Here is a 21958-nt window from a genome sequence, read left to right on the forward strand (position 1 = left end):
GATTAATCCATTGTGACTCGGTTGACCTCTTCGATGGTCGTAATTCCTTCCTTTATTTTTTCAAGTCCGGCATGATAAATGGTCCACATTCCTTCTTTCTGTGCCTGCTTTAGAATGTCAAGGGATGTACCGCCTGACATGATAATTTCACCCAGTGCCTTGGACATTGGCATCACTTCAAAAAGCCCAACACGCCCTCGATAGCCGTTTTGATTGCAATTGGGACAGCCGACTGCCTTATAGATTTTCATTCTCTGGCTATCTTCCTCTGAGAATCCCAATTCAACAAGACTTTTGGGCGTGGTATCATCACGAACTACTTTGCAGGCATCGCATAATTTACGCGCAAGTCTTTGAGCAATCAATAGACTGACAGAGCTTGCTATGTTAAAAGAGGGAATTCCCATGTTTACCAGACGGGTGAGGGTTTCCGCCGCACTATTGGTGTGCAGAGTCGATAAGACAAGATGTCCTGTTTGTGCAGCTTTGACCGCAATTTCTGCCGTTTCGAGATCGCGTATTTCCCCCACCATGATAATATCCGGATCCTGACGTAAAAATGCTCTCAGGGTGTTTGAAAACGTTAATCCCGCTTTGGGATTAATGTTAACCTGATTAATTCCAGGCACCTTGATTTCCACTGGATCTTCCGCTGTCGAGATGTTGCTTTCTTTAGTATTCAGAATATTCAAGGCGGTATAGAGGGTTACGGTTTTACCGCTTCCCGTCGGGCCGGTTACCAATATCATACCCTGCGGTTTTTCAATTGCTTTTAGAAAATGAGCTCGTTGCAGAGGGCTAAATCCAAGGGCCTCAATTCCAAGTTTAGTCGACCCGGGATCCAGGATCCGCATGACAACTTTTTCACCAGCAATTGTCGGACAGGTGCTTACTCTGAAATCAATAGAGCGTGCACGGGAAAGTTTCAGTTTAAAACGTCCATCCTGAGGGATTCGTTTTTCTGAAATATCCAGATTGGACATGATTTTTATTCGAGCTGTAATTCGACTTGCCAGACTGACAGGAGGGGCAGCCACTTCGTTTAAAAGACCATCGAGCCGGTAGCGGATACGATAATCACGCTCATAGGGCTCGAAATGAATGTCCGAAACGCCTTTTTTAATTGCCTCATAAAGAATTTTGTTGACGAATTTAACAACGGGAGCATCTTCGCCGGCCGCACTGCGATCTGCTTCTTCCTCGTCTGCGCTTATTTCGAGATCATCAAGGTCTTCCTTAACGTAGTCATTTAGTCCCTGATTTTCTTTTTCATTGAGTAATCGATCAACCAGTTTTGCTAATTTATTGCTTTCAACAACAATCGTGTTGGTGTGAAGACCGGTATGAAACTGAATTTCTTTAAAAGACGCTTGCTTGCTGGGATCATCCGTGGCCAGGAAAAGATGGTTTCCACGGGTAAAAAGGGGGAGAATAGTATGACGTCGAATAAGCTTTTCGTTAACGAGTGATACCGGAAGCACTTCAGGATCAACGCTATCCAAATCAATAAAAGGCAGGCCGAAATTCTGTGCGACAATCAAAGCCACCTGCTGTGCGCTCAAAATATGATTCTGCACCAGATATTGCAATAAAGTTTGCTTATTCTGTTGAGCCTGAGTTTGACATTCAAGGGCTTTGGTCTTGTCAAGGAGATTTTCATGGACCATTAGCTGCGCAATCCCTTGTAGTCTTTGTTCTTCCGTTGTGATTGCCATCAGTTTATTAAGAAGTTAATACTATGATTACTATAGACAAAAAATCAGCTCAATGCACGAAATAGACGAGTCTGTGCTGGTAAGGAAATACAGTAATCTTGCTGTTTCTGTTATGCCTGTGATACAAAAGAAGCTGGTTATATAACTGGAATAAAGCTTGTCCCTAGAAAAACAAAAGAGCCGATTCAGGATGCTGGATGAATGGTTTTTAAGCGAGCCAGGTTTGTCAGTATCAAAAGCGTTCTGCGAGGAGCTCCAGCCGTTGAAAGAGTTGCTTCATGGTGAATGCCTGCTGCAATTAGGTTGCTGTGGGAAAAACGAATGGCTTCCTCTTTTACGTTATCAGCACAAATGGATTGCAACACCGCATTCCAATGTTAATCTCAGTACGTTTAATTCAGAACTGGATCTGCTGCCTCTCGACAGAAATAGTGTCGATTGTGTTTTAGCGCCATTGACCCTGGAGGGTACTTCTCGCATAGCGGTTGTTGATGAAATTGATCGAATATTAAAACCTATGGGTTATGCGGTATTTCTTGGCATTAATCCAATCAGTTTATGGGGAGCGCGCCTGCGCTGGTCAGAGAATTTGTGTTTTGGCCATACTCGAAGTACAACACGCTCCGCTTTTTCGGTCAAAAGGGCGATGATTCATCGAGGCTTTATTCAATGCCATCTATCCTATTTTCACTATATCCCGCCCTGCAGTAATCCTTTGTGGATACAGAGATTTAAGGTGTTAAATCAATTAAGCAAGATGATATCGATTCTTCCTTCAGGATTTTATTGTCTGGTTATGAAAAAATATCAGGAAGATCCTATTCATCCTCAGGCGATAACTTTCAAAGAACAATTGGCTGAAATGCGTATCCGACCAGCCCAGCAGGGTTGTAACTCAGAGCAGACTCGTTGACTCAAGATGAACAGGAGCGTGTAAACTCTGAATAAATTCGGTATAATCGCGCCAGGATTGTCTATCGTTTTATAGACTGCACCCAAGTCACTTACTTCAGGTCAAATTATGTCAAAAAAAACTATTTACCGCATTATGTTTAATCATCAGGAGACGGTGTATGAAATTTATGCTCGTAAAATTAGCGAAAGTGAAATGTTTGGCTTTCTTGAGGTAGAGGACTTTGTATTTGGTGAAAACTCTTCGCTGGTAGTCGACCCTTCCGAGGAGCGTCTTAAACTGGAGTTTAGCAACATTAAAAAAACATTCATCCCGCTTCATTCCATTCATCGAATCGATGAAGTGAACAAGCAGGGAGTTGCTAAAATTAAAGAGCATGGCAAGTCGGAGGCCAAGGTGAGTATGTTCCCAGTGCCTGGTAAAAGAGAATAATATTTAATGAAGACGATGCTTGCAGATTAATTAATTCAATTTTAGGAATTCTGATGTCAATACCAGTTAATATCAAAGAAGTTTATGAAAAGTCATCGCTTCTTTTTAGCACCCAGGAAGTGGAAGCTGCCTTGGACAAGATGGCGGCCAGTATCAATGAAGTGCTGCAGGATAAAAATCCGGTCATCTTATGCGTTATGATTGGCGGCCTGGTTCCTATGGGCAACTTGCTTCCCCGGCTTAACTTTCCTCTTGAAGTTGATTATGTCCATGCGACACGCTATAACGGCGAGATTCGTGGCGGCGAGCTTATCTGGAAAGTAAAGCCCAGCGTAAATCTTGAAGGGCGTACGGTATTGGTTGTAGATGACATTCTTGATGGGGGGGTTACTCTGGCAGCTATTATTGACACAGTGGCCGAGATGGGGGCTGAGGCGGTATATAGTGCCGTTCTGGTAGATAAATACCGCAAGAGAGTTCCGAATGGCCTGCAAAAAGCAGATTTTGTCGGGCTTGAGGTAGAGGATCATTATATTTTTGGTTATGGAATGGACTACAATGAATATCTTCGTAATGCACCTGGAATATTTGTAGTAGATCCCGAACACGAATAAGTCAATTACAGATTCTATGTTGTAGCTCGGCTTGTCTCTGAGGAATCCCCTCATTATTTATATAGTCAGCGGATGACTTACCAATTACTCAAACAGATCTATTATCGTGTCGTTCCCGCGTAGGCGGGAACTTCCAATTAGCCTTAAGTTTTTCTTGACTCCAGTAGATCAATTGTGTAAATAGCCCCCTCGCCCGCGGAAGAAATTTGAGCAAAATACTTATGTTTCTCGCGGGAGAGGGTTGGGGAGAGGGTAAAAAACCGGTTTCAGCAGGAATAAAATCCCCGTACATTACAAGAAAATTAATATAGATAGGAACTATTCAAAGCTGTTCTAACAATGATTGGAGTCATTCCCTCTCCCCAACCCTCTCCCGCGCTTACCACCTGGATTTTAATCACTTTTCTTGCGCGGGCGAGGGGGCGCTACATCATACATTCTTAATGTCAAGAAAAACTTAAGGCTAATTGGAAGGGCGGGAATCTATTTCTCAAGATAATTTCTGACGTTGTTTGCAAGATGGATTTCCCCCTACGCGGAAACGACATTATTCAAAGTCATTTTGACCTGATAAGCAACTAACAAAAATCGGTGTTCAAATATAGATCAATTAATGTTATAATGGCTCAATTGTTTTGGAGAGCCGATATGTTCTTAAAAAGATTTCCTGAAAATCCCCTTATTCAAAAAATAAAAATTAATGGCCGGTTTATAAGTGTTTATGTGCCATTAGATAAACTGGAAGCGTTCAAGGAGCGTTATAATCGCCTGGGCCATGAGTATGAAACACTCGCCATAGGGGAAGGCGCAATGCATGATTATGCCCACAACACCCGCAATAAGCATCTTGGCTGGCTATTCAAAAAGAGCCCGCATGAGCATTTTCATTTTATATTGCCTGCCCTGGCAACCCCATCAAACCTGGAAGCATTTTTAGGTCATTTTGATGAGGATTTATCGCAGTTACAAAAGCAGGAAATAGTAACAGGCTACGAGTCCTACATTGGTAAAATGTCGATGGAACGTGTTCTTGAGTTTGCAAAAATTTATGAATATATAGCAGCTGCAATTAATCAGCAGGATTTGTATGCGAAGCAGCTAATGCCTTTGTTCAACCAATTGTGTATACAGATAGAGACTTATGATCAGGCTGTGGATGAGCAAAAAAGGATAGCTTCAACAATTCAGCTGGGGAATCGAGCTATCAATGCAAAGGAAGCATTCGACACTGTCTCCAATTTTTTTGGCCATCTAGTGATTATTATTAAATTTGCTAATAAATTACGAAAGCTGCAAGAAAATGAGACATGTCTAGCGCCTAGCTCAGAGATAATCGAGGAATTTAATCGATTATTTGAAAAGGCGTCCTCCATGCCGCTTCCTGATATGCTTAAACTGTCCCCGGAGCTATCCAGGGAATTAGCTGATAACTTTCCATTTATGGATGCCAGGATTAATGAGCTTTATTTACATATTAAAGAGCAACTCTCAGAACGGCTAAATACTTCAGAACTAGTGTTTATTCCAAAAACGCATTATGACAAAGCCATTGCGATTTTAAATAATCAGGGAACGATAGGTAATACGATTATAAACCTTATTAACCGTTTGGCTGAGCATCAAAATAGCTGGAACCCTTACTGGCGTAACAGCAACGCAAAAGTGGAACTAATAATTAATGCAGTCTTAAACGCTGAGAAGGGGCGAGATTTTGCATCGATATTAAACGATAAGCAATCTGAACTTTATACAGCACTCAATATGCAACGATTACTTCCAGTGACAATTTTGGGTAACCTGGGTTTCTATCACGCTAAATCCGCCATCAGAGCAGAGAATGAACTAGCGAAACACAATGATATTAACGACACATCTGCCAGTATCATCTGATATCTGGGTAACCATTAAGCTCATTGATAATAAACAGCAAGTCAAAACAGGCGGTTGTGGCAGGATCTCGACGAGATCCTGCCCTTAAAGACTGCTTATCTCTCGGTCAGCGCATTTTCCTTGGCTTTCAATATAGGTTTGAGCAAGTAATTCAGGACCGACTTATGTCCAGTCAATATATCTACTGTCGCCATCATTCCCGGGATAATATATAGCGGTTTTTGCTCAGTACCCAAGTAATTCTTCTCTGTTCGCACCCGGATAATATAATAGGTTTCCTCTTTTTGTTTTTTTTCATCGGTTATCGTATCGGCACTAATCTGCTCTACTTTTCCGGGAAGACCTCCGTAGATGGAAAAATCATAGGCGGTTATTTTCACCATTGCTTCCTGCCCAATTTTTATAAATCCAATATCAGAAGGTTTAATTTTGGCTTCAATTAATAAAGTATCGTCAAGCGGAACAATTTCAATGATATCCATTCCTGGTTGAATTACTCCCCCAATGGTATTTACCTTGATTTGTTTGACTATTCCTTTCACCGGTGAGCGTACGGTAGTTCTGACCAGTCGGTCTTTGTCTGCCATATGCGCTTCGTTTAAGGCTGCAAACTCGCCCTTGGCTTTATTCAGTTGTTCTAATGCCTGCGATTTAAACTGGAATATTTTACCCTTTAACTCGTTAACACTACGCTGCAGGCGTAAAATTTCAACTTCGGATACAGCTCCTTTATCAACCAGTGGTTTAGAAAGATTTAATTCCTTAATGGCATTGTCGAGCGCCTCTTTCATCTGCTCCAATTCTTCTTTTCTGGAGTTGAAGAGTGCTTTTTCAGCTTCGACCAGACCTGGATTTTGCTTGGAAAAATCAGAAGGCACAGACATTTTCGATCCGCTCATTTCCGCATTCAGGCGCATTATCTGGATCTGTAAGGCTGCCATCTTTTTTTGGGCTTCATTAAAAGTAGCCATAAAACGAGTATTATCGATTTGCATCAGGATCTGATTCTGCTGGACAATCTGTCCTTCTCGTACATAGAGTTTATGAACAATTCCTCCCTCAAGGTTTTGAATAATCTGAATCTGACTGGAGGGAATTACCTTGCCTTCTCCTTTGGTGACTTCGTCCAGAATGGCAAAATGGGCCCATAACAATGCAACGCAAACAAAGATAATCGTTCCCCATAGGATTAAATGTGAAAATATGCGTGATTTTTCAGACATTATTTTTTTCCTTTTGAACAGTCATTCCTGTACGAAGGGTTGCCAGGACAGTTTCTTTGCTGCCATTCGCGACTAAGCGGCCTTCGTCAAGGACTATAATGCGATCGACTAATTCCAGCATGGACAATTTATGGGTAATAAGAATCAGAGTATGCTTGGGAGTCAAAAATTGGGTAAGCTGCTCTTTCACATAGCGCTCACTGTTGTCATCCATAGCTGAGGTCGGTTCATCCATAATCAGTAAATGCGGATTACGAAGCAGAGCGCGGGCAATTGCAACGGATTGGCGTTGTCCTCCAGACAGCTCGCTTCCTTTTTCGCCAACCTGTCGGTCAAAACCATCCGGATGTTTATTAGTGAAACTACCGACTCCTCCCGCATTGGCAGCTCGTATGATTGATTTGTCGTCAATAAAGGGTGCGCCAATGGTAATATTCTCTCTGACGCTGCCATAAAACAGGCTGACATCCTGCGGTACATAGCCAATTTGCTGTCTAAGATCGTCAGGATTAATCTGCCGATAATCGGTATCATCCAACAATATTGCACCCTCAGTGGGGAGATATAGCTTAAGAATTAATTTCGCCAAGGTCGATTTACCTGAACCGACACGCCCGATCACCGCTACTTTTTCACCCGCTTTTATCGAGAAAGACAGATTTTTCAGGATGGGAAGTTTTTTATCCCCATAATCAAAGGAGACTTGTTTAAACTCGACATTACCGGTTAAGGCAGGTCGATGCAGAAAATGCGAATCCTCGGAAACATCAAGAGGCATCTGCATCACGCGGTTCAATGATTTAAGTGCATTGACGGATTGATAGTAGCGAGTCAGCAGGGAAGCAACCTGTGACATGGGGGCTAGTGCACGGCCGGTGAGAATAGTGCAGGCGATCAAGGCTCCCATTGTTAAATTCCCTTCGCTAATCATATACACACCCGCAATAACCATAATTATCGTTGCCGATTGCTGTGCGAAGGCCGTTAAATTCATACTGATATTAGAGACACTACGCAGTTTCATCCCGGTCTTGGCGGAAAGCCGAATAAGCTGCTCCCATCTGGATTGCAAAGCCGATTCAGCCCCCACTGTCTTCACAGTTTCAATATTAGCCAGGGACTCAAATAAGGTTGCCTGCTTTTCAGCGGCTAATTGATAAGACTGCTTGGTTAGTCTGACTAAGGGAAGTTGTAAAATGAAACCGACAAGAAAAATTATAGGAACAATAATTAATGGGATAAGAAACAGATTACCCCCGATAAAATAGATAACGAGTATGAAAATAGCGACGAAAGGTAAATCAACCAACACGGTCATTGTGCCTGAGGTGATAAAATCACGGAAAACCTCAAAGGATTGAACTGTATTGCTTAAAGCGCCCACAGATTTGGGCCTGTCTTTCATGTTAACACCGAGAATTTGTTGAAAGATGGAAGCAGAGAGTTCAACATCACTGCGCTTACTCGCCTGATCGATAAAATGTGCTCGCAAGGTCTTGAACAATAAATCGAATAGAAACACCAGGCCGACACCGCCAGCAAGTACCCACATGGTTTCAATAGCATGATTGGGCACTACCCGGTCATACACGTTCATGGTGAACAGAGGCAACACCAGGGCAAAAATATTAATTAACAGGGAGGCAACCAGTACTTCGGAGTAGAGCGGCCAGGATTTTACCAAAACCTTCCAAAACCAGTTTCTTGATCGTTTGCCTGTAGTTTCTTCGGCCCTGGTTGTAAATTTATATTCAGGATGTACCAGAAATGCTTTTCCAGTATAAAGGGGTAAAATGTCGTCCACATTAAACAGTTGGCTGGAATCCTCTGGTTTGAAGATTTTTCTTTGTCCATGAGAGTCATGAATCAGTAAACAGGCTTCATCCTCTTTTAAAAGTAATACTACAGGCAGGCTTTCATCCAAAATTTTATTAATGGGTGTTTCTTTAAGCTCGGCATTTAACGATGCTCTTGCGGCAGCGCGAGAAAATAGTGCCGGACTTAACTTGTTACGTTTTAATGGCAGTCGTGCTGAAAGCGATTGAGCAGAGTAAGGGTTTTGATAATACCTGCTTAATAAAACGAGACAGGATAATAAAGAATCATTAGGAGGAAGTGATTCTTTATCAATAGACGACCAGGATTGTTTTTGAAATATTGTCATAATAATTATCTTTTGTAGTTAGTTTGACAAAAAAATTAAACCTCAAGCCATCATAAAAGGTTATTTTTTTCACGCTATTTCCCAGCGCCATCTGCTTTTTCAAATGGTAATTTATAAAAGCTCAGTGCAAATGAAGAGAACGCCAGTATTGCAAGAACCAGTAAGAAAGAAAACTTATTCTCTAAAAGGCTCAAAGCAATAACTCCCATAAAGAAAGAACTTATATTAAGGAGAAGAGAGTAAAGTGAAACTTTAATCATAACTGACTCATCATTACTCTCAACAGCAAGCCGACTAAACACTGGAAATCCTATCCCCAAAGTAAAAATCAGCGGTAATAATGTGGCTATAAGCGTTATTAGCGTAAAGATTCCCAAGAGACTAAATAGAATAGCCAGGAAGCCTGAGATTAGAACAATTATACTGCATAGTGTAGCAATACCCTTGAGGGAATACCGTTTTAATAACCAGCCTATACATCGTGTTCCCAGAATGAAAAAAGCAAAAATCAAGCCTTGTACCACACCAAATGCTATCGGATTGTACTTCAGGTAGCTGATTACGAAAAATGGCCCGCAGATACTCCATGCGGTCATACCGGCAAAAAGTAAACACCATACGGATGCAGGACGGAGAAACCGGGGATTAAATGTTGTTTTCAAATATTTTTTGATCAAGAGGATAAAGTTACTTTTGTGACCATCCTGACTAGCCGTTTCAGGCATAATTTTGTACAAGTAAATAAGACAGAATGAAGCAGCGAGGGAAAGAATAAGAAATATCCAGCGCCAACTGGCCAGCTTCATGATAAATGCTCCCAATATAGGCCCTACGGCAGGAGCAAATACGGTAATACTTCCCATCCATGCAATAATTTTTACAGCCTGTTCCTGGTCGTAGAGAACATGTATGGTGCTATAACCTGCAATTATAAGGGAGGTGATGGCCATTCCCTGCAGAAAACGAGCAAAAATCAATACTTCAATTCCAGGAGAAAAGGCGGCCATGAAGGATGAAATGACAAACACAGCTCCTCCCCACAACAGAATTTTTCTCCGGCTATATTGCTCAGAAATCCAGCCTAGCAAAAGCTGAGCAAATACATTACCTAAAAATATGACGGTAAGAGTGAGCTGGACCAGAGAATCGCTAACCTTAAATTGCTGGGCGATGATCGGCATTGCGGGAAGGTAAGCGTCGATGGATAAATAGCTGATTAATTCGTATGCGACTAGAAATACCGGAAACAACTTTACATTAGAAGAACTTAGCATTTGTCTGCTGCCTTATTAATACAGCTGGATGCCCAGCCTCATTATTTTGCTTCAAGTATTGATACTATTGTAATTTTAGCTCAAATCCTAGTTTTATCCATCTACAGGCAGGCAGTACCTGCGAGGTAGCCTTCAAGAGCCATCTCAAACTTATCCTGGCTCATAAGAATGATTTCACAGATTTCCCTTACTGCTCCTTCACCGCCGCTGCGCTCCGTCATCCAGTGCGACCACTCTTTCACCTGTTGCACTGCATTGGGAACAGTGACGCCTAATCCGACTTGTTTAATAATCATCAAGTCAGACAGATCATCTCCGATATAAGCAAAATCACCATCGTGTAATTGCAATTCTTCCTTGATCTGCGTATATGCTTTTCGCTTGTCAACTTGACCGCAAAAACACATGATGCCCACTTTCTGCATTCGCTCATAGATGACATTGCTATTGGAGGTGGTGATAACTGCAAGATGAATGCCTGCAGCAATCAACATTTGCATACCAATCCCATCATGGGCATTAAATGCTCTCGTGTCCTCGCCGCTACTACCTATGTAAACTTTGCCGTCCGTCATTACTCCATCAATGTCGCAAATAAGACATTTTACTTTTTTCGCACGCTCAAACAAATCGCCTTTATTTAATTGATTCATTTTATTTTCCGAAAAGAGTTTTATAAGTTTTGGTTATGTTCTTTCAGTATAGGTACAAATCAATACACAATCATTTCAATCAGGAAAAAGAATTTGGGCTTTATGAATGTCATCATAAATTTGTCCAATAAGGGCATCTATAGATGAAAACTTTATTTCGTCACGCAACTTATGAACAAATAAAATTTCCAGCGCCTCTCCATACAGATCGCCAGAGAAATTGAAAATGAAAACTTCCAGCACCTGGGTCGAACCTCTTACTGTAGGTCTTTTACCAACACTGGCAATTCCCTGGTAGCTCTGGCCATTTTTACGTCTTACCTTGACGTAAAAAATACCTGACAGGCAAGGGTACATATGCTCAGCATCAATATTTGCTGTAGGAATACCCCATTGACGACCCAACTGCTTTCCCTTTTGAACTCGTCCGATATAGCGAAAGTTGTCTTCGAGATCATGTACGAAGTGATTGCAGTCGCAAAGTTTCTCAAATTGTTTAAAATGCACAGGGAATTTTTCGTTGTGGATGGAGTTTTCAGAGATTAGTGACACTTTAGGAGGCTCGCCCAAGGGCTGGTAAGAAAATTTTGACTGCGTAGACTGTTTGATTTCGTTTGGAGCGGACGCTTTATCTTGATAATATTTCATGACAGGGCCTCTTTCATACAAAACTGCTAAGCCAATCTCGCAATAACAGTAATGAATAACTTGATATTGTTGACGATCTTACCGTTCAACACCCAAATCTCTCGCGATTAAAATTGAACTCAGCCGAATTCGACTGAGCAAGTAGTTGTATTTTGTAAGATGAAACATTTTTTATAAAAATCTTCATATCAGACAACCTTTCCTATTAAAGTTCTGGCCATCCTGGTAATTAATAAGCTTCCTGGTCAGGATCCCATCGTTTGACAACTCCGGAATCAATATCAAAAAGATCGAGAGCCCGGCCTACGCTGTGGTCAACAACATCCGCTACAGTTTGTGGATTGTTGTAGAAAGCAGGCATCACTGGGCAAATAATGCCGCCTTGCATGGTTACTTTAACCATATTTTCCAGATGGCCAAGATGCAAAGGAGATTCTCTGGTCATTAGAACCAGTTTTCGTCTATCTTTGAGCATGACATCGGCAGCACGTCCGATAAGATTGGTGCTGATACCATGTGCAATTTCAGCCAGTGTTTTCATTGAGCAGGGGACCACGATCATCCCCAGGGCTTTAAAGGAACCGCTGGCGATATTGGCACCAATGTCATTAATAGGGTGATATACATCCGCCATACTTTTTAATTCTGAGACAGAGAGTTCTGTTTCGTATTCGCGAGTCAACTGAGCTGATTTGCTGACAACCAGATGAGTTTCAATCGGGAGAGAGCGTAACAGCTGTAACAAACGGATTCCGTAAATAATACCGGATGCACCACTTATACCAACAATAAGGCGAGGATTATTCTTCATCTTATGACTCCTTCAATTAATAATATTTTTGCAGACGCAAGTCAAAGATAAGTATAGCAGTGTTTTTTTCCTGCATGCCTATGAATGGATTATTATTAATCAAAAAAAACACTTAAAAATTATGCTACTACAAATAAAATACTATGAGAAAAAGAATTCCTTTATGGAAAAACAGAGAAGTTCTGTACCAGAGGGGTAAAAAGCGTATCTCTGTTACAACGAATTGACATGACCTCAAACTTTTACTTATCGATAGAGGAAGGGATCGAATCTCGTAATGAAACCTTTATGAAGTGATCAATCCCTGGTTATCGTCACTAATCCAGTCTGGCAAAGAACAAATTTATAGCTTCATATTGCATGTCTATACTTTTTACGTATTCCTGGCAATATTTCCTTGGCAAAAATAGGAATGTCGTGCAAATAATCAGGAAAAATGATCATCATGCCATCAATATGAGTGCGATCAAATATTTCCAGAATTCGCTCCAGAATGGTTTCTGTTGAACCAGCTATTCGCATCGATAAAAAACCAGTGCGTGCAGCTTTAACATAATCATTTTCTTTACCAATTTCTTTGTCCAACAGGCCATAAGCTTTTAGCATCCCGTTTAGGGCGCCTTCATCCAGGCCCTCACTATAATAGTTAGCACGAGCCTGAGCTTTAGCATCGGTTTCATCCATGACTAAAGTCATCTGAATATAGGTTCGCATATAACGACTTTTTTGCTCAGCATGTTCTTTGACAGACAAGCTGATCTTGGCCAAATCATCATCTGTTTTACCACTTAGGAAAATAGCGTCTGTTTCATTGATGGTAAAATTCATGCCTTGCGGAGAAATACCCGCGCAAATAAGGAAAGGCTGCTTCTCAGGTTTGGGGCCAGATTGACAGTCAATTAGGGAAAAATACTTACCTTTCATTGTTACGGATTCTTCGCGCCAAAGTGCTTTTATTGCCTGAATCCACTCTGTTGCCAAATCATAACGTTGATCATGATTAACATCATCCAGCCATGCTCCCATTTGAGAAAATTCATCCTTATAGGAACCCGTTACTATATTTAATCCAGCTCGGCCATTGCTTATCTTATCCAGAGTGGTGATTATTTTTGCCGCAACCGCGGGGTTTTGTAATAGAGTATGAATGGTTGTCCAGATTTTAACACGAGATGTGATGGCTGCAATTGCCGCTGCCAGTAATGTAGCATCAAGCGTATCGTTCCAATGACGAGTCTCTCCACCGTATCCTCGATATTTAGCCATTGACATAACAAAATCAAAGTCTAACTTCTCAGTCATTAACGCAATTTGTTTGTTAAGCTCATAACTGCCATCAAGTTCAGGTTTATTCTTGGATAAAATCCAACCGCCGTTACCCATAGGGAGAAACACACCAATATCTTTGCCCTGGGTGTCAGACGGTAAACCAAAGCTATTTTTATAGATGCTCATTTTTTATTCGACTCCTGCTACTTAAACATTGATGAAAATTAACTTAATTTGCTTTTTCAAAGTCAAATGCATAAGCAAAATCATTTTTTTACAAACTCCTTTTCGAACCTAAGCATCACGAATGTTATATATCATTTCAAAACGGCCACTAATTGATAATCAGTTAACGAGCTTGAGGATGCTTGTTCTATATGGTCCTATATTTAAACAGTCCTTCGATAATAATCCTCAATAGTTGAGTTAAGCTTGTTTTGCGCCGATAAAATAAACTCACAGACTTCACGTACAGCACCATGCCCGCCTTCATTTTTTGTCTGCCAATGAGAAATATCCTTTACCTGCACTACTGCATTAGCAACTGCAATACTAAGACCGACCCGGCTCATAACAGCCAGATCGGGAAGATCATCACCGCAATAAGCGATAGCCTCATCATCTAATTGAAGCTCCTCTTTAAGATGATAATATGACGGTAATTTATCGCTTAGGCCCGTATAACAAATCACTCCAAACCGCTCTAAATGATGAGTAATTGAAGAAATGTCGGAAGTAGTCAGAATAGCAAATTTAATGTCATTTTTTATTAGCATATTTATACCGACACCATCTAAGGCATTAAGCACTTTGAAATCAAACCCGGTCTGAGACATGTAAATTGAACCATCGGTCATTACACCATCCAGATCACAGATTAGACACTTTATTTTTGATGCCTTCTGAATTGGATCATTCATTTTTTTATTTGTGGAAAGATTGCTCATGATTATAACCTGCTGTGTTTAAATTTAATTTTTTTGGTTTTCGGTCTAATTGGATTCGTTCATTGGGTAACTCTATAAGGTATAGCTTACCCTTATTGAATTGGTCAAGCTTCATTCAGGACCAACAGGATGTTCAAAAATAATCTGGCAGTGAAATACACAGGATTACAAACTGCTGTTTTGAGAACTATCCTTTTCTGGCTTTCAGATTACACAACCTCTGAATTGTTCATATTCAATCCCATGCAGCATCTTTTTGTCTGGTAAACTAAAAAAATTATCTTTATTTCCACAAAAATCAAAATATAAAACTATAGTTAGATAAAAGAATAAATAGTTAGTTGCCAGCATGGATGAAAATTATCTTTTAGCCGCCTTAGAACAGGCCTTTCTGGGACGAGGAACTTGTGCTCCCAACCCTAGTGTTGGAGCTGTTGCTGTCCGTGAAGGGAACATTATAGCTCGTGCATTTCATAAAGGAGCCGGTACTCCACATGCGGAGGTTCTGGTTTTTGAGCAATTTCCAAAGCATTTGGAAGGGGTCACTCTTTATGTCACCCTGGAGCCTTGTAATCATTGGGGACGCACGCCGCCTTGTGTAAATGCGATTATTGCGCAGGGAGTCGATAGAGTGGTGTACGGGTATCGAGATCCCAATCCTGTAGTTATCTCCAATAACACCCCTTCAATTCTGAAAGAACATGGTATCGAAAGCCGTTATCTTCCTCTGAAAGAAATCGATGATTTTTATATCAGCTATCGACACTGGCGGCTTACTAAAAAGCCATTCGTAAGCACTGCGTTACAACACAATCTTTCAGGAGAATCGAATTCCAGATTCATTAAACCATCACAGGGCGAATTTTTTAAAATGCAAAGGAAAAATGCAGATATTATTCTGACTGTTGCTGAAGGTCGATACCCAGAAAGTCAAATGATTAATATCAATATAAATGGCAATCAATATCAGAAAAATATTGCCATTATGGATGATAATCTTCAATTAGATATTTCCTCCGAAATCTTTAGCTCGTCAAAAAAAGTATTAATTTATTTTGATGAAGGAAAAGAACCAATAGTCCAAAATAAATCAGCTACCTATTACACTAAAAAGTCGAAAGATTATGAATCAAGTTTAGATGAGATAATCACTCATCTTGGCGAACTTGGATTTCATGATGTATGGGTGGAAGGAAGTGCTGAGCTTCTGACAGCTTTACATCAAGCAGATCTCGTGGATAGAACTTATATTTATTCTGATGAAAATCAGAAGAAGATAAGTGACGAAGAATTATTGAAAAATAGCCTGAGTCATCAAAAAAAAGCTGTCTTAACCTGGCAAAGTATGGATGAGGAATCCATACTTTGCTGTGATTGGAGGAAACGCTAGTGTTTACTGGTTTAGTAGAGAAAGTGGGGAAAGTTCTGACCAATACAACTGTATCGTCTGGAAAAAGGCTGGTAGTCGAAGCATTTATACCCGATTTACAGGAAGGTGAGAGTATTGCTGTCAATGGAACATGTTTAACCTGGTTGCCTGAATCGCCAACAAAACTACAATTCGATGTTTCACCAGAAACACTCGATGTAACGACTCTGGGGAGTCTGCAGGAGGGAGAGCCAGTTAATCTTGAGCGTGCCATGATGGCATCCACGCGTCTGGGGGGCCACTATGTATGTGGCCATGTCAATACAACAGCATTTGTAAAAGAGAGGAGGAAAATTAAAGATTTCACAGAACTTGTGGTCGGTGGTTTTTCAGAAGATCAAAGGAAATACCTTATACCAAAAGGGTCTATTACCTTGGATGGAGTGAGTTTGACAATTAATGATGTTAGAGGGCGAGAAATTTCATTAATGATTGTGCCATATACTCTCGAAAATACCACGCTGAAGTTTATAGGAGAAGGGAAAAAAATCAATGTGGAATTTGATTATATCGCACAAATTGTTGCATACAATTTGTCTCTAGCTGGTTAATTTTTTACAGATATTTAGGGGTGAAAATATGTCAAATAGTGCCTTTGCATCAATTGAAGAAGCTGTTGCAGCGTATAAAGCCGGTAAAATGATCATTTTGATGGATGATGAAGACCGGGAAAATGAAGGCGATTTATGTATCGCTGCGCAATTTGCGACACCGGAAGCAATTAATTTTATGGCTACACACGGCCGGGGACTCATTTGCCTTGCTATGGAAGGAGCAATCATTGATAAGTTTAACTTACCCATGATGGTCGCTAAAAATGGTTCGCCTTTTGGCACAGCTTTTACAGTTTCAATTGAGGCTTCAACAGGAGTGTCAACTGGTATTTCTGCTTATGATCGGGCTCGAACAATTCAGGTAGCAGCAGATCCAAACAGCAAATGTGGTGATCTTATTTCCCCAGGACACATATTCCCATTACGAGCCAGGGATCGAGGTGTGCTGGAGCGTGGTGGTCAAACCGAGGGAAGTGTTGACCTGGCCAGATTGGGAGGTTTAACTCCGGCTTCAGTGATCTGCGAAATTATGAATACTGATGGAACAATGAGTCGACGTGATACCTTAACATTTTTTGCCAAGAAACATGGATTGCTCATGGTAACCATTAAAGCGCTTTTAGAATATCGTATCCGCAATGAAACACTGATTCAACCACAGGCCACCGTTAATTTACCAATGAAAAACTACAAAGATTTTCGTATGACTGTGTTTTCGAATCAACTTGATAATTCAGAGCATTTTGTGCTGATTAAAGATTCCGTTAATAAAGATGTTCCTCCTTTAGTCCGTATCCATTCGGAATGTATAACTGGGGATGTTTTCGGTTCATTCCGATGTGACTGTGGCATGCAATTGCAAAACTCAATTGACCGTATCGCTCAGGAAGGGGGAGTTTTAATATACCTGCGTCAGGAAGGACGAGGTATCGGTCTTGCTAATAAACTGAAAGCCTATGAGCTTCAGGAAAAAGGCCTGGATACAGTGGATGCTAATCTGAAACTGGGATTGCCGGTTGATAAACGCGATTATGCGATGGCTTATCAGATACTTCGCCATTTAAAAGTGGACTCTATCAGACTTTTAACTAATAATCCTTCAAAAATCGAAGACCTGGAAAAGTATGGTATCAAGGTGGTAGAGCGTATTTCAGCACAAATGCCGCCCACTATGGAAAATCATTTCTATCTGAAAACCAAAAAAGACAGATTAGGGCATTTTCTTAATTTAGGTGAGGATGTGTCATGATACATTATAAAAACACTGAAGAAGAAGGTATCGTTGAATCTTTTCCGGTTGGAATCGTTTTCAGCCTGTTTAATCCGTCAGTGTCAAAGCCCCTTTTAGAAGGGGCTCTTGAGCACTTACGGGCAAGAGGGTTCAAAGAAGAGCACATAACAGTTGTAGAGACGCCCGGAGCGCTTGATATTCCCTATTTTGCGCGTATGTTGGCAGCTCAGAATCGCTTTGAGGCACTCATTGTGCTTGGTTCAATTATTCATGGTGAAACCTACCACTATACCTGGGTTGGCCCACAGGTTTGTAAAGATTGCCAGGATATATCAAGAGATTTTAATATTCCTGTTATATTTGGCATCCTGACGACCGAGCATGCTTCGCAAGCGATGGAAGCTCTTGGTGGACGCTACGGGCATAAAGGCGTGAATTGTGTAGATTATGCGATTGACATAACCAATGTGCGACAGCAGCTCGCTGCAAGTTAAATAAGTCATGACCGATTAAAAGTAGGGAGAATATAATGCAATATTCAAAGCCGGCTGAAGATCTCAAGCCTGTGAAATCGTTTCCTGTTGCAATAATTACAAGTCAATTTAATTCTGATATTACAGCGGCATTAAAAGAAGGTGCAGTGGATCAACTGCGCAAAAGAGGGATTGAAGATAAAGACATTCTGTTCTTCGATGTTCCTGGCGCTATTGAAATCCCGCTAGTGGCCCAACGTATTGCCAGCAAGAAAATGGCAAAAGCGATTATAACTTTAGGTTCAGTGATTCGTGGTGATACCAGTCACTATGATTTGGTCTGCGATGTGGTGAGTGATGGCTGTATGAGAGTATGTCTGGATCACAGCATTCCAGTACTTTTTGGGGTGCTTACCACTGAAAATAACGAGCAGGCCTGGGATCGTCTGGGAGGCAAGTATGGCCATAAAGGCAGAGAAGTAGCTGATTGTGCCGTGGCAATGCATGAACTCTTAACCAATCTGGGTTAATTTTCACGATTAAAAGACGTTGAAAACTGTTTGTGGAGTTCACAAAGTCCATTGCGAAAGTCGCATAGCTCTTTTTAATGAGCTCCACTTATCAAACAGCCTTCAATAAGTGACAATCAGTAGCGAGTACCTTTATGGCTAATGAGTTTGAGCAGTTTGAAAAACGGAAACAGGATCATATTAAACTGGCATTGATGCCTGAGAATCAAACCAATAATCTAAGCAGCTTTGATCATTTACATTTTGAACACGAGGCTTTACCCGATTTGGATTTTGATGAAATTTCAATTGAAAGCAATCGCTTTGGGGTCAAGGTCAAATCTCCTTTTTTAATCAGTTCGATGACAGCGGGTCACCTCCATGCTGCCTCAATTAATCGAAACCTAATTGAAGCCTGTGCGCAAAGCGGGTGGGCTATGGGCGTTGGATCTCAACGGCGCGAATTAACCGATCCGCAAGCGGCTTTTGAGTGGCGCTCTTTACGCCAGGATTATCCTCATGTCAGCCTGTTTAGCAATATTGGCATTGCCCAATTAATCATTTCTTCAGTTACTGACATTCAACGTATTACAGAGTCGCTTCAGGCCGATGCGTTAATAGTCCACTGTAATCCCCTGCAAGAGTGTATACAGCCGGAAGGAGATACTACCTATAAAGGTTGTTGGACCGCATTGGAAAATATTGTTAAAGAACTTGGCTTACCGATCATTGTTAAGGAAACTGGCTGTGGTTTCTCAGCTTCCACAATTAAAAGACTGAAAGATATTGGTATTGCTGCCCTTGATGTAAGTGGATTGGGTGGAACCCATTGGGGACGTATTGAAGGACATCGGGCTATTCATGATCCTGTACGTTATCAGGCCGGTATTACATTTAAGGATTGGGGTGTGGATACGGTGGAGTCGGTGAAAACCGCTGTTGAATTACAACCTGTTTTTGAAGTTTGGGGATCCGGTGGCGTTCTGAATGGTTTAAATGCCGCAAAACTCTTCGCATTGGGTGCAAGCACCGTAGGTTATGCCAAGCCAATGCTTGAAGTGGCTTTGGAATCGGTTGAGCAAGTCATGTTGCGCATGTCCACCATTGAATACGAATTAAAAGTAGCCATGTTTTGTACTGGGAGTCGTGTACTCAGTGACTTAAAGGGGAAACTATGTGCCTAGATGGTGATAATGCGGAATTATTTCATGGGTTCTCCAAATTAAATTCACAGGAGCGATTGAAGCGATTGATGGCCTTTGGAGTGCTCAGCCAGGAGGATATCAGCTACCTTTCCAGGGGAGGGGTACAGCATCTTGATTTATCGGAAAAACTAATTGAAAACTCTATTGGTTATTTTCAGCTCCCTTTAGGTGTGGCTACCAATTTTCGCATTGATCAAAAGGACTATACTATCCCTCTGGCAGTGGAGGAGACATCCATTATCGCGGCTCTATCAAAAACAGCTCGCTGGATAAGACGACAGGGGCAGATTGAAACCAGAATTAATGGAGAGGGAATTATTGGGCAGATTCAATTGGCTAATGTGAGTAACTTTGAGCAATTTGCTGAGCTCTTTTCTGAAAATCGGCAGCGATTGATCGATCTTGCCAACTCAGAAGTTGCTGCAAATATGGTCAGGCGGGGCGGAGGTGTAATCGATTTAACTTTGAGACGAGTTCCTTTGGATGAACAGCGCGATATGGCAGTCATTCATCTTACTCTAAATAGCTGTGATGCGATGGGTGCTAATTTAATCAATCAGGTATTGGAGTTTTTAAAAGAACCCATAGAGCAGATGACAAATGAAAAAGTAACCATGTGCATCTTGTCAAATTTAAACGATCAGAAGCTGACCACTGCAAAAGTGTCAATCGAGGACGTTGACTCGCATCTGGGAAATCGCATACAAGAGGCCTCATTTTTTGCAGAGAAGGATCAATATCGAGCAGCCACCCATAATAAAGGAGTGATGAATGGGATTGATCCGGTGCTGATTGCCACTGGCAATGACTGGCGAGCTGTGGAGTCTGCGGTGCATGCCTATGCCTCCAGAAACGGACGTTATCAGGCTATTACCATTTGGCGATATAAGGATGGGGTACTAACAGGAGAGATTACTGCACCGATCATAGTGGGGATAGTTGGCGGCGTGACCACCCTGCATCCCACTGCCAGGTTATGTCTTGGTATGATGAAGGTACAATCTGCCAATGAATTATCTCGAGTGATTGCCGCAGTGGGCCTGGTGCAAAACCTGGGGGCGCTAACCGCATTATGTACAGATGGGATTGTTAAAGGGCATATGCGTCTGCATATCAATAATCTACTGATGGCCGCAGGAGCCAGCAACGAGGAAATGGACGCCCTGAAAGAACGTTTACAGGCCTGTCTGGCATTAAATAAGCGGGTCAATTTAAGCGATGCTCAACAGTTGTTGGAAGAGTTAAGGATACAAAAACAAAACCTTTCCTCATTATAAGGATATCAGGGAGATTTTAATGACAAACAGTAACTCCGAGGCACTGACTTATTTGCAAAATCCTTTTTGGGATTTTTCAATTTCGACTTACGGCAATTCCCGCGTTCAGGAAATTACGCACTCCCTGCAGGATAATGAGGGTGCCAACGTCAACTTATTGTTATACTGCTGTTGGTTAGCCTTTCATGTAGAAAGATTATCTCAGGAAGAATTCAACAAAGCCTGTCAGACAGTTTTCTCATGGCAACAGGATGTCACTAAAAATTTACGTCAGGCGCGTCGTGCTATCCCTGAATTGGGGAAAGAAAATAAAGACTGGGTGGAGCGTTATTTGAAGCAGGTATTAAACGTTGAAATATTCTCAGAGTCCTATCAACAGCAGCTTCTATATAATGCTGTGCAGGATAAACATACCCAGGCTAATAACAATGATATCAATCTGGCTGCTAATTATCTGGTGTGGTTGTTTGAATTAATGGGGCGACCGGTAAAGGAAGAGCACAGACAGTTGTTTAGTGAGTTAGCCAATGAAATTAATTTCATCATTAAATAATGAGAATCATAAAATCCAGTTCTAACAGGGTCGTCTTTGCGAACGTAGTGAAGCAATCCAGATCGAAACTTGAACAAAGTTAAGGAGGTGGATTGCTTCGCTGATGCTCGCAAAGACGGTGAAGAAATAATGAGGATCATAAAATCCAGTTCTAACAGGGTCGTCTTTGCGAAC

General features: G+C 41.3%; 21 protein-coding genes. 12 read left to right on the forward strand and 9 right to left on the reverse strand.

The window, feature by feature from the left end; translation table 11 throughout:
* Positions 1-2: 2 nt before the first annotated feature.
* Positions 3-1715 carry a type IV-A pilus assembly ATPase PilB gene (pilB, locus tag E1O89_RS10000; protein WP_133140043.1) on the reverse strand — a complete coding sequence of 571 codons (1713 nt, stop codon included), beginning with the start codon at positions 1713-1715 and terminating at the stop codon, positions 3-5.
* 157 nt (positions 1716-1872) lie between these two features.
* On the opposite strand from pilB, the gene E1O89_RS10005 reads away from it, so the two are divergent.
* The 4 genes from E1O89_RS10005 to E1O89_RS10020 all read left to right on the forward strand — a co-directional run bounded on the left by E1O89_RS10005 (position 1873) and on the right by E1O89_RS10020 (position 5564).
* Positions 1873-2628, forward strand: a complete 756-nt coding sequence (locus tag E1O89_RS10005) for a methyltransferase domain-containing protein (protein WP_133140044.1) — start codon at positions 1873-1875, stop codon at positions 2626-2628.
* A 108-nt stretch (positions 2629-2736) separates the two neighbouring features.
* A complete protein-coding gene (locus E1O89_RS10010; protein WP_058508328.1) occupies positions 2737-3060 on the forward strand; it encodes a DUF1820 family protein in 324 nt (107 codons plus the stop codon).
* Positions 3061-3113: 53 nt separating this feature from the next.
* On the forward strand, positions 3114-3674 hold the full coding sequence (locus E1O89_RS10015) for a hypoxanthine-guanine phosphoribosyltransferase (RefSeq protein WP_133140045.1): 561 nt from the start codon (positions 3114-3116) through the stop codon (positions 3672-3674).
* A 648-nt stretch (positions 3675-4322) separates the two neighbouring features.
* A complete protein-coding gene (locus tag E1O89_RS10020) occupies positions 4323-5564 on the forward strand; it encodes a hypothetical protein (protein WP_133140046.1) in 1242 nt (413 codons plus the stop codon).
* A 95-nt stretch (positions 5565-5659) separates the two neighbouring features.
* Here the strand turns inward: E1O89_RS10020 and E1O89_RS10025 are convergent, their stop codons facing one another.
* The 8 genes from E1O89_RS10025 to E1O89_RS10060 all read right to left on the reverse strand — a co-directional run bounded on the left by E1O89_RS10025 (position 5660) and on the right by E1O89_RS10060 (position 14553).
* On the reverse strand, positions 5660-6787 hold the full coding sequence (locus tag E1O89_RS10025) for an HlyD family type I secretion periplasmic adaptor subunit (RefSeq protein ID WP_133140047.1): 1128 nt from the start codon (positions 6785-6787) through the stop codon (positions 5660-5662).
* On the reverse strand, positions 6780-8951 hold the full coding sequence (locus E1O89_RS10030) for a type I secretion system permease/ATPase (RefSeq protein ID WP_133140048.1): 2172 nt from the start codon (positions 8949-8951) through the stop codon (positions 6780-6782). The genes E1O89_RS10025 and E1O89_RS10030 overlap by 8 nt, the downstream gene beginning before the upstream one ends.
* A gap of 74 nt (positions 8952-9025) precedes the next feature.
* Complete coding sequence (locus E1O89_RS10035; protein WP_133140049.1) at positions 9026-10225, reverse strand: MFS transporter; 1200 nt, start codon at positions 10223-10225, stop codon at positions 9026-9028.
* Between the two features lie 101 nt (positions 10226-10326).
* Positions 10327-10878, reverse strand: a complete 552-nt coding sequence (locus E1O89_RS10040) for a KdsC family phosphatase (protein ID WP_133140050.1) — start codon at positions 10876-10878, stop codon at positions 10327-10329.
* Positions 10879-10953: 75 nt separating this feature from the next.
* The gene (locus tag E1O89_RS10045; RefSeq protein ID WP_133140051.1) at positions 10954-11526 is read right to left on the reverse strand and encodes a riboflavin kinase; all 573 of its coding nucleotides are present in this window, start codon (positions 11524-11526) and stop codon (positions 10954-10956) included.
* A gap of 229 nt (positions 11527-11755) precedes the next feature.
* The gene (locus E1O89_RS10050) at positions 11756-12337 is read right to left on the reverse strand and encodes a UbiX family flavin prenyltransferase (RefSeq protein ID WP_133140052.1); all 582 of its coding nucleotides are present in this window, start codon (positions 12335-12337) and stop codon (positions 11756-11758) included.
* Positions 12338-12688: 351 nt separating this feature from the next.
* Positions 12689-13792: an LLM class flavin-dependent oxidoreductase gene (locus E1O89_RS10055; RefSeq protein WP_133140053.1), complete on the reverse strand. Its 1104-nt coding sequence runs from the start codon at positions 13790-13792 to the stop codon at positions 12689-12691.
* A gap of 203 nt (positions 13793-13995) precedes the next feature.
* A complete protein-coding gene (locus E1O89_RS10060) occupies positions 13996-14553 on the reverse strand; it encodes a KdsC family phosphatase (RefSeq protein ID WP_262337491.1) in 558 nt (185 codons plus the stop codon).
* Between the two features lie 349 nt (positions 14554-14902).
* On the opposite strand from E1O89_RS10060, the gene ribD reads away from it, so the two are divergent.
* From ribD to E1O89_RS10100, 8 genes are all read left to right on the forward strand, one after another.
* Positions 14903-15943, forward strand: a complete 1041-nt coding sequence (ribD, locus tag E1O89_RS10065; protein ID WP_133140054.1) for a bifunctional diaminohydroxyphosphoribosylaminopyrimidine deaminase/5-amino-6-(5-phosphoribosylamino)uracil reductase RibD — start codon at positions 14903-14905, stop codon at positions 15941-15943.
* Positions 15943-16533 carry a riboflavin synthase gene (locus E1O89_RS10070; protein ID WP_112218376.1) on the forward strand — a complete coding sequence of 197 codons (591 nt, stop codon included), beginning with the start codon at positions 15943-15945 and terminating at the stop codon, positions 16531-16533. The genes ribD and E1O89_RS10070 overlap by 1 nt, the downstream gene beginning before the upstream one ends.
* Before the next feature lie 28 nt (positions 16534-16561).
* A complete protein-coding gene (gene ribB / locus E1O89_RS10075; RefSeq protein ID WP_112218375.1) occupies positions 16562-17785 on the forward strand; it encodes a 3,4-dihydroxy-2-butanone-4-phosphate synthase in 1224 nt (407 codons plus the stop codon).
* Entirely contained in the window at positions 17782-18261 is a 480-nt protein-coding gene (gene ribH, locus E1O89_RS10080) for a 6,7-dimethyl-8-ribityllumazine synthase (protein ID WP_133140055.1), read from the forward strand. Before ribB ends, ribH (E1O89_RS10080) begins: the two co-directional genes overlap by 4 nt.
* Positions 18262-18296: 35 nt before the next feature.
* Positions 18297-18770, forward strand: a complete 474-nt coding sequence (gene ribH, locus E1O89_RS10085) for a 6,7-dimethyl-8-ribityllumazine synthase (RefSeq protein WP_133140056.1) — start codon at positions 18297-18299, stop codon at positions 18768-18770.
* A 134-nt stretch (positions 18771-18904) separates the two neighbouring features.
* Positions 18905-19933: a type 2 isopentenyl-diphosphate Delta-isomerase gene (gene fni, locus E1O89_RS10090; protein WP_133140057.1), complete on the forward strand. Its 1029-nt coding sequence runs from the start codon at positions 18905-18907 to the stop codon at positions 19931-19933.
* Positions 19924-21231, forward strand: a complete 1308-nt coding sequence (locus E1O89_RS10095; protein ID WP_133140058.1) for a hydroxymethylglutaryl-CoA reductase, degradative — start codon at positions 19924-19926, stop codon at positions 21229-21231. The genes fni and E1O89_RS10095 overlap by 10 nt, the downstream gene beginning before the upstream one ends.
* A 19-nt stretch (positions 21232-21250) precedes the next feature.
* Positions 21251-21784 carry a TIGR02444 family protein gene (locus tag E1O89_RS10100; protein WP_133140059.1) on the forward strand — a complete coding sequence of 178 codons (534 nt, stop codon included), beginning with the start codon at positions 21251-21253 and terminating at the stop codon, positions 21782-21784.
* Positions 21785-21958: the final 174 nt, after the last annotated feature.

The sequence above is a fragment of the Legionella genomosp. 1 genome, from assembly GCF_900640215.1.
Taxonomy (GTDB): domain Bacteria; phylum Pseudomonadota; class Gammaproteobacteria; order Legionellales; family Legionellaceae; genus Legionella_C; species Legionella_C quinlivanii_A.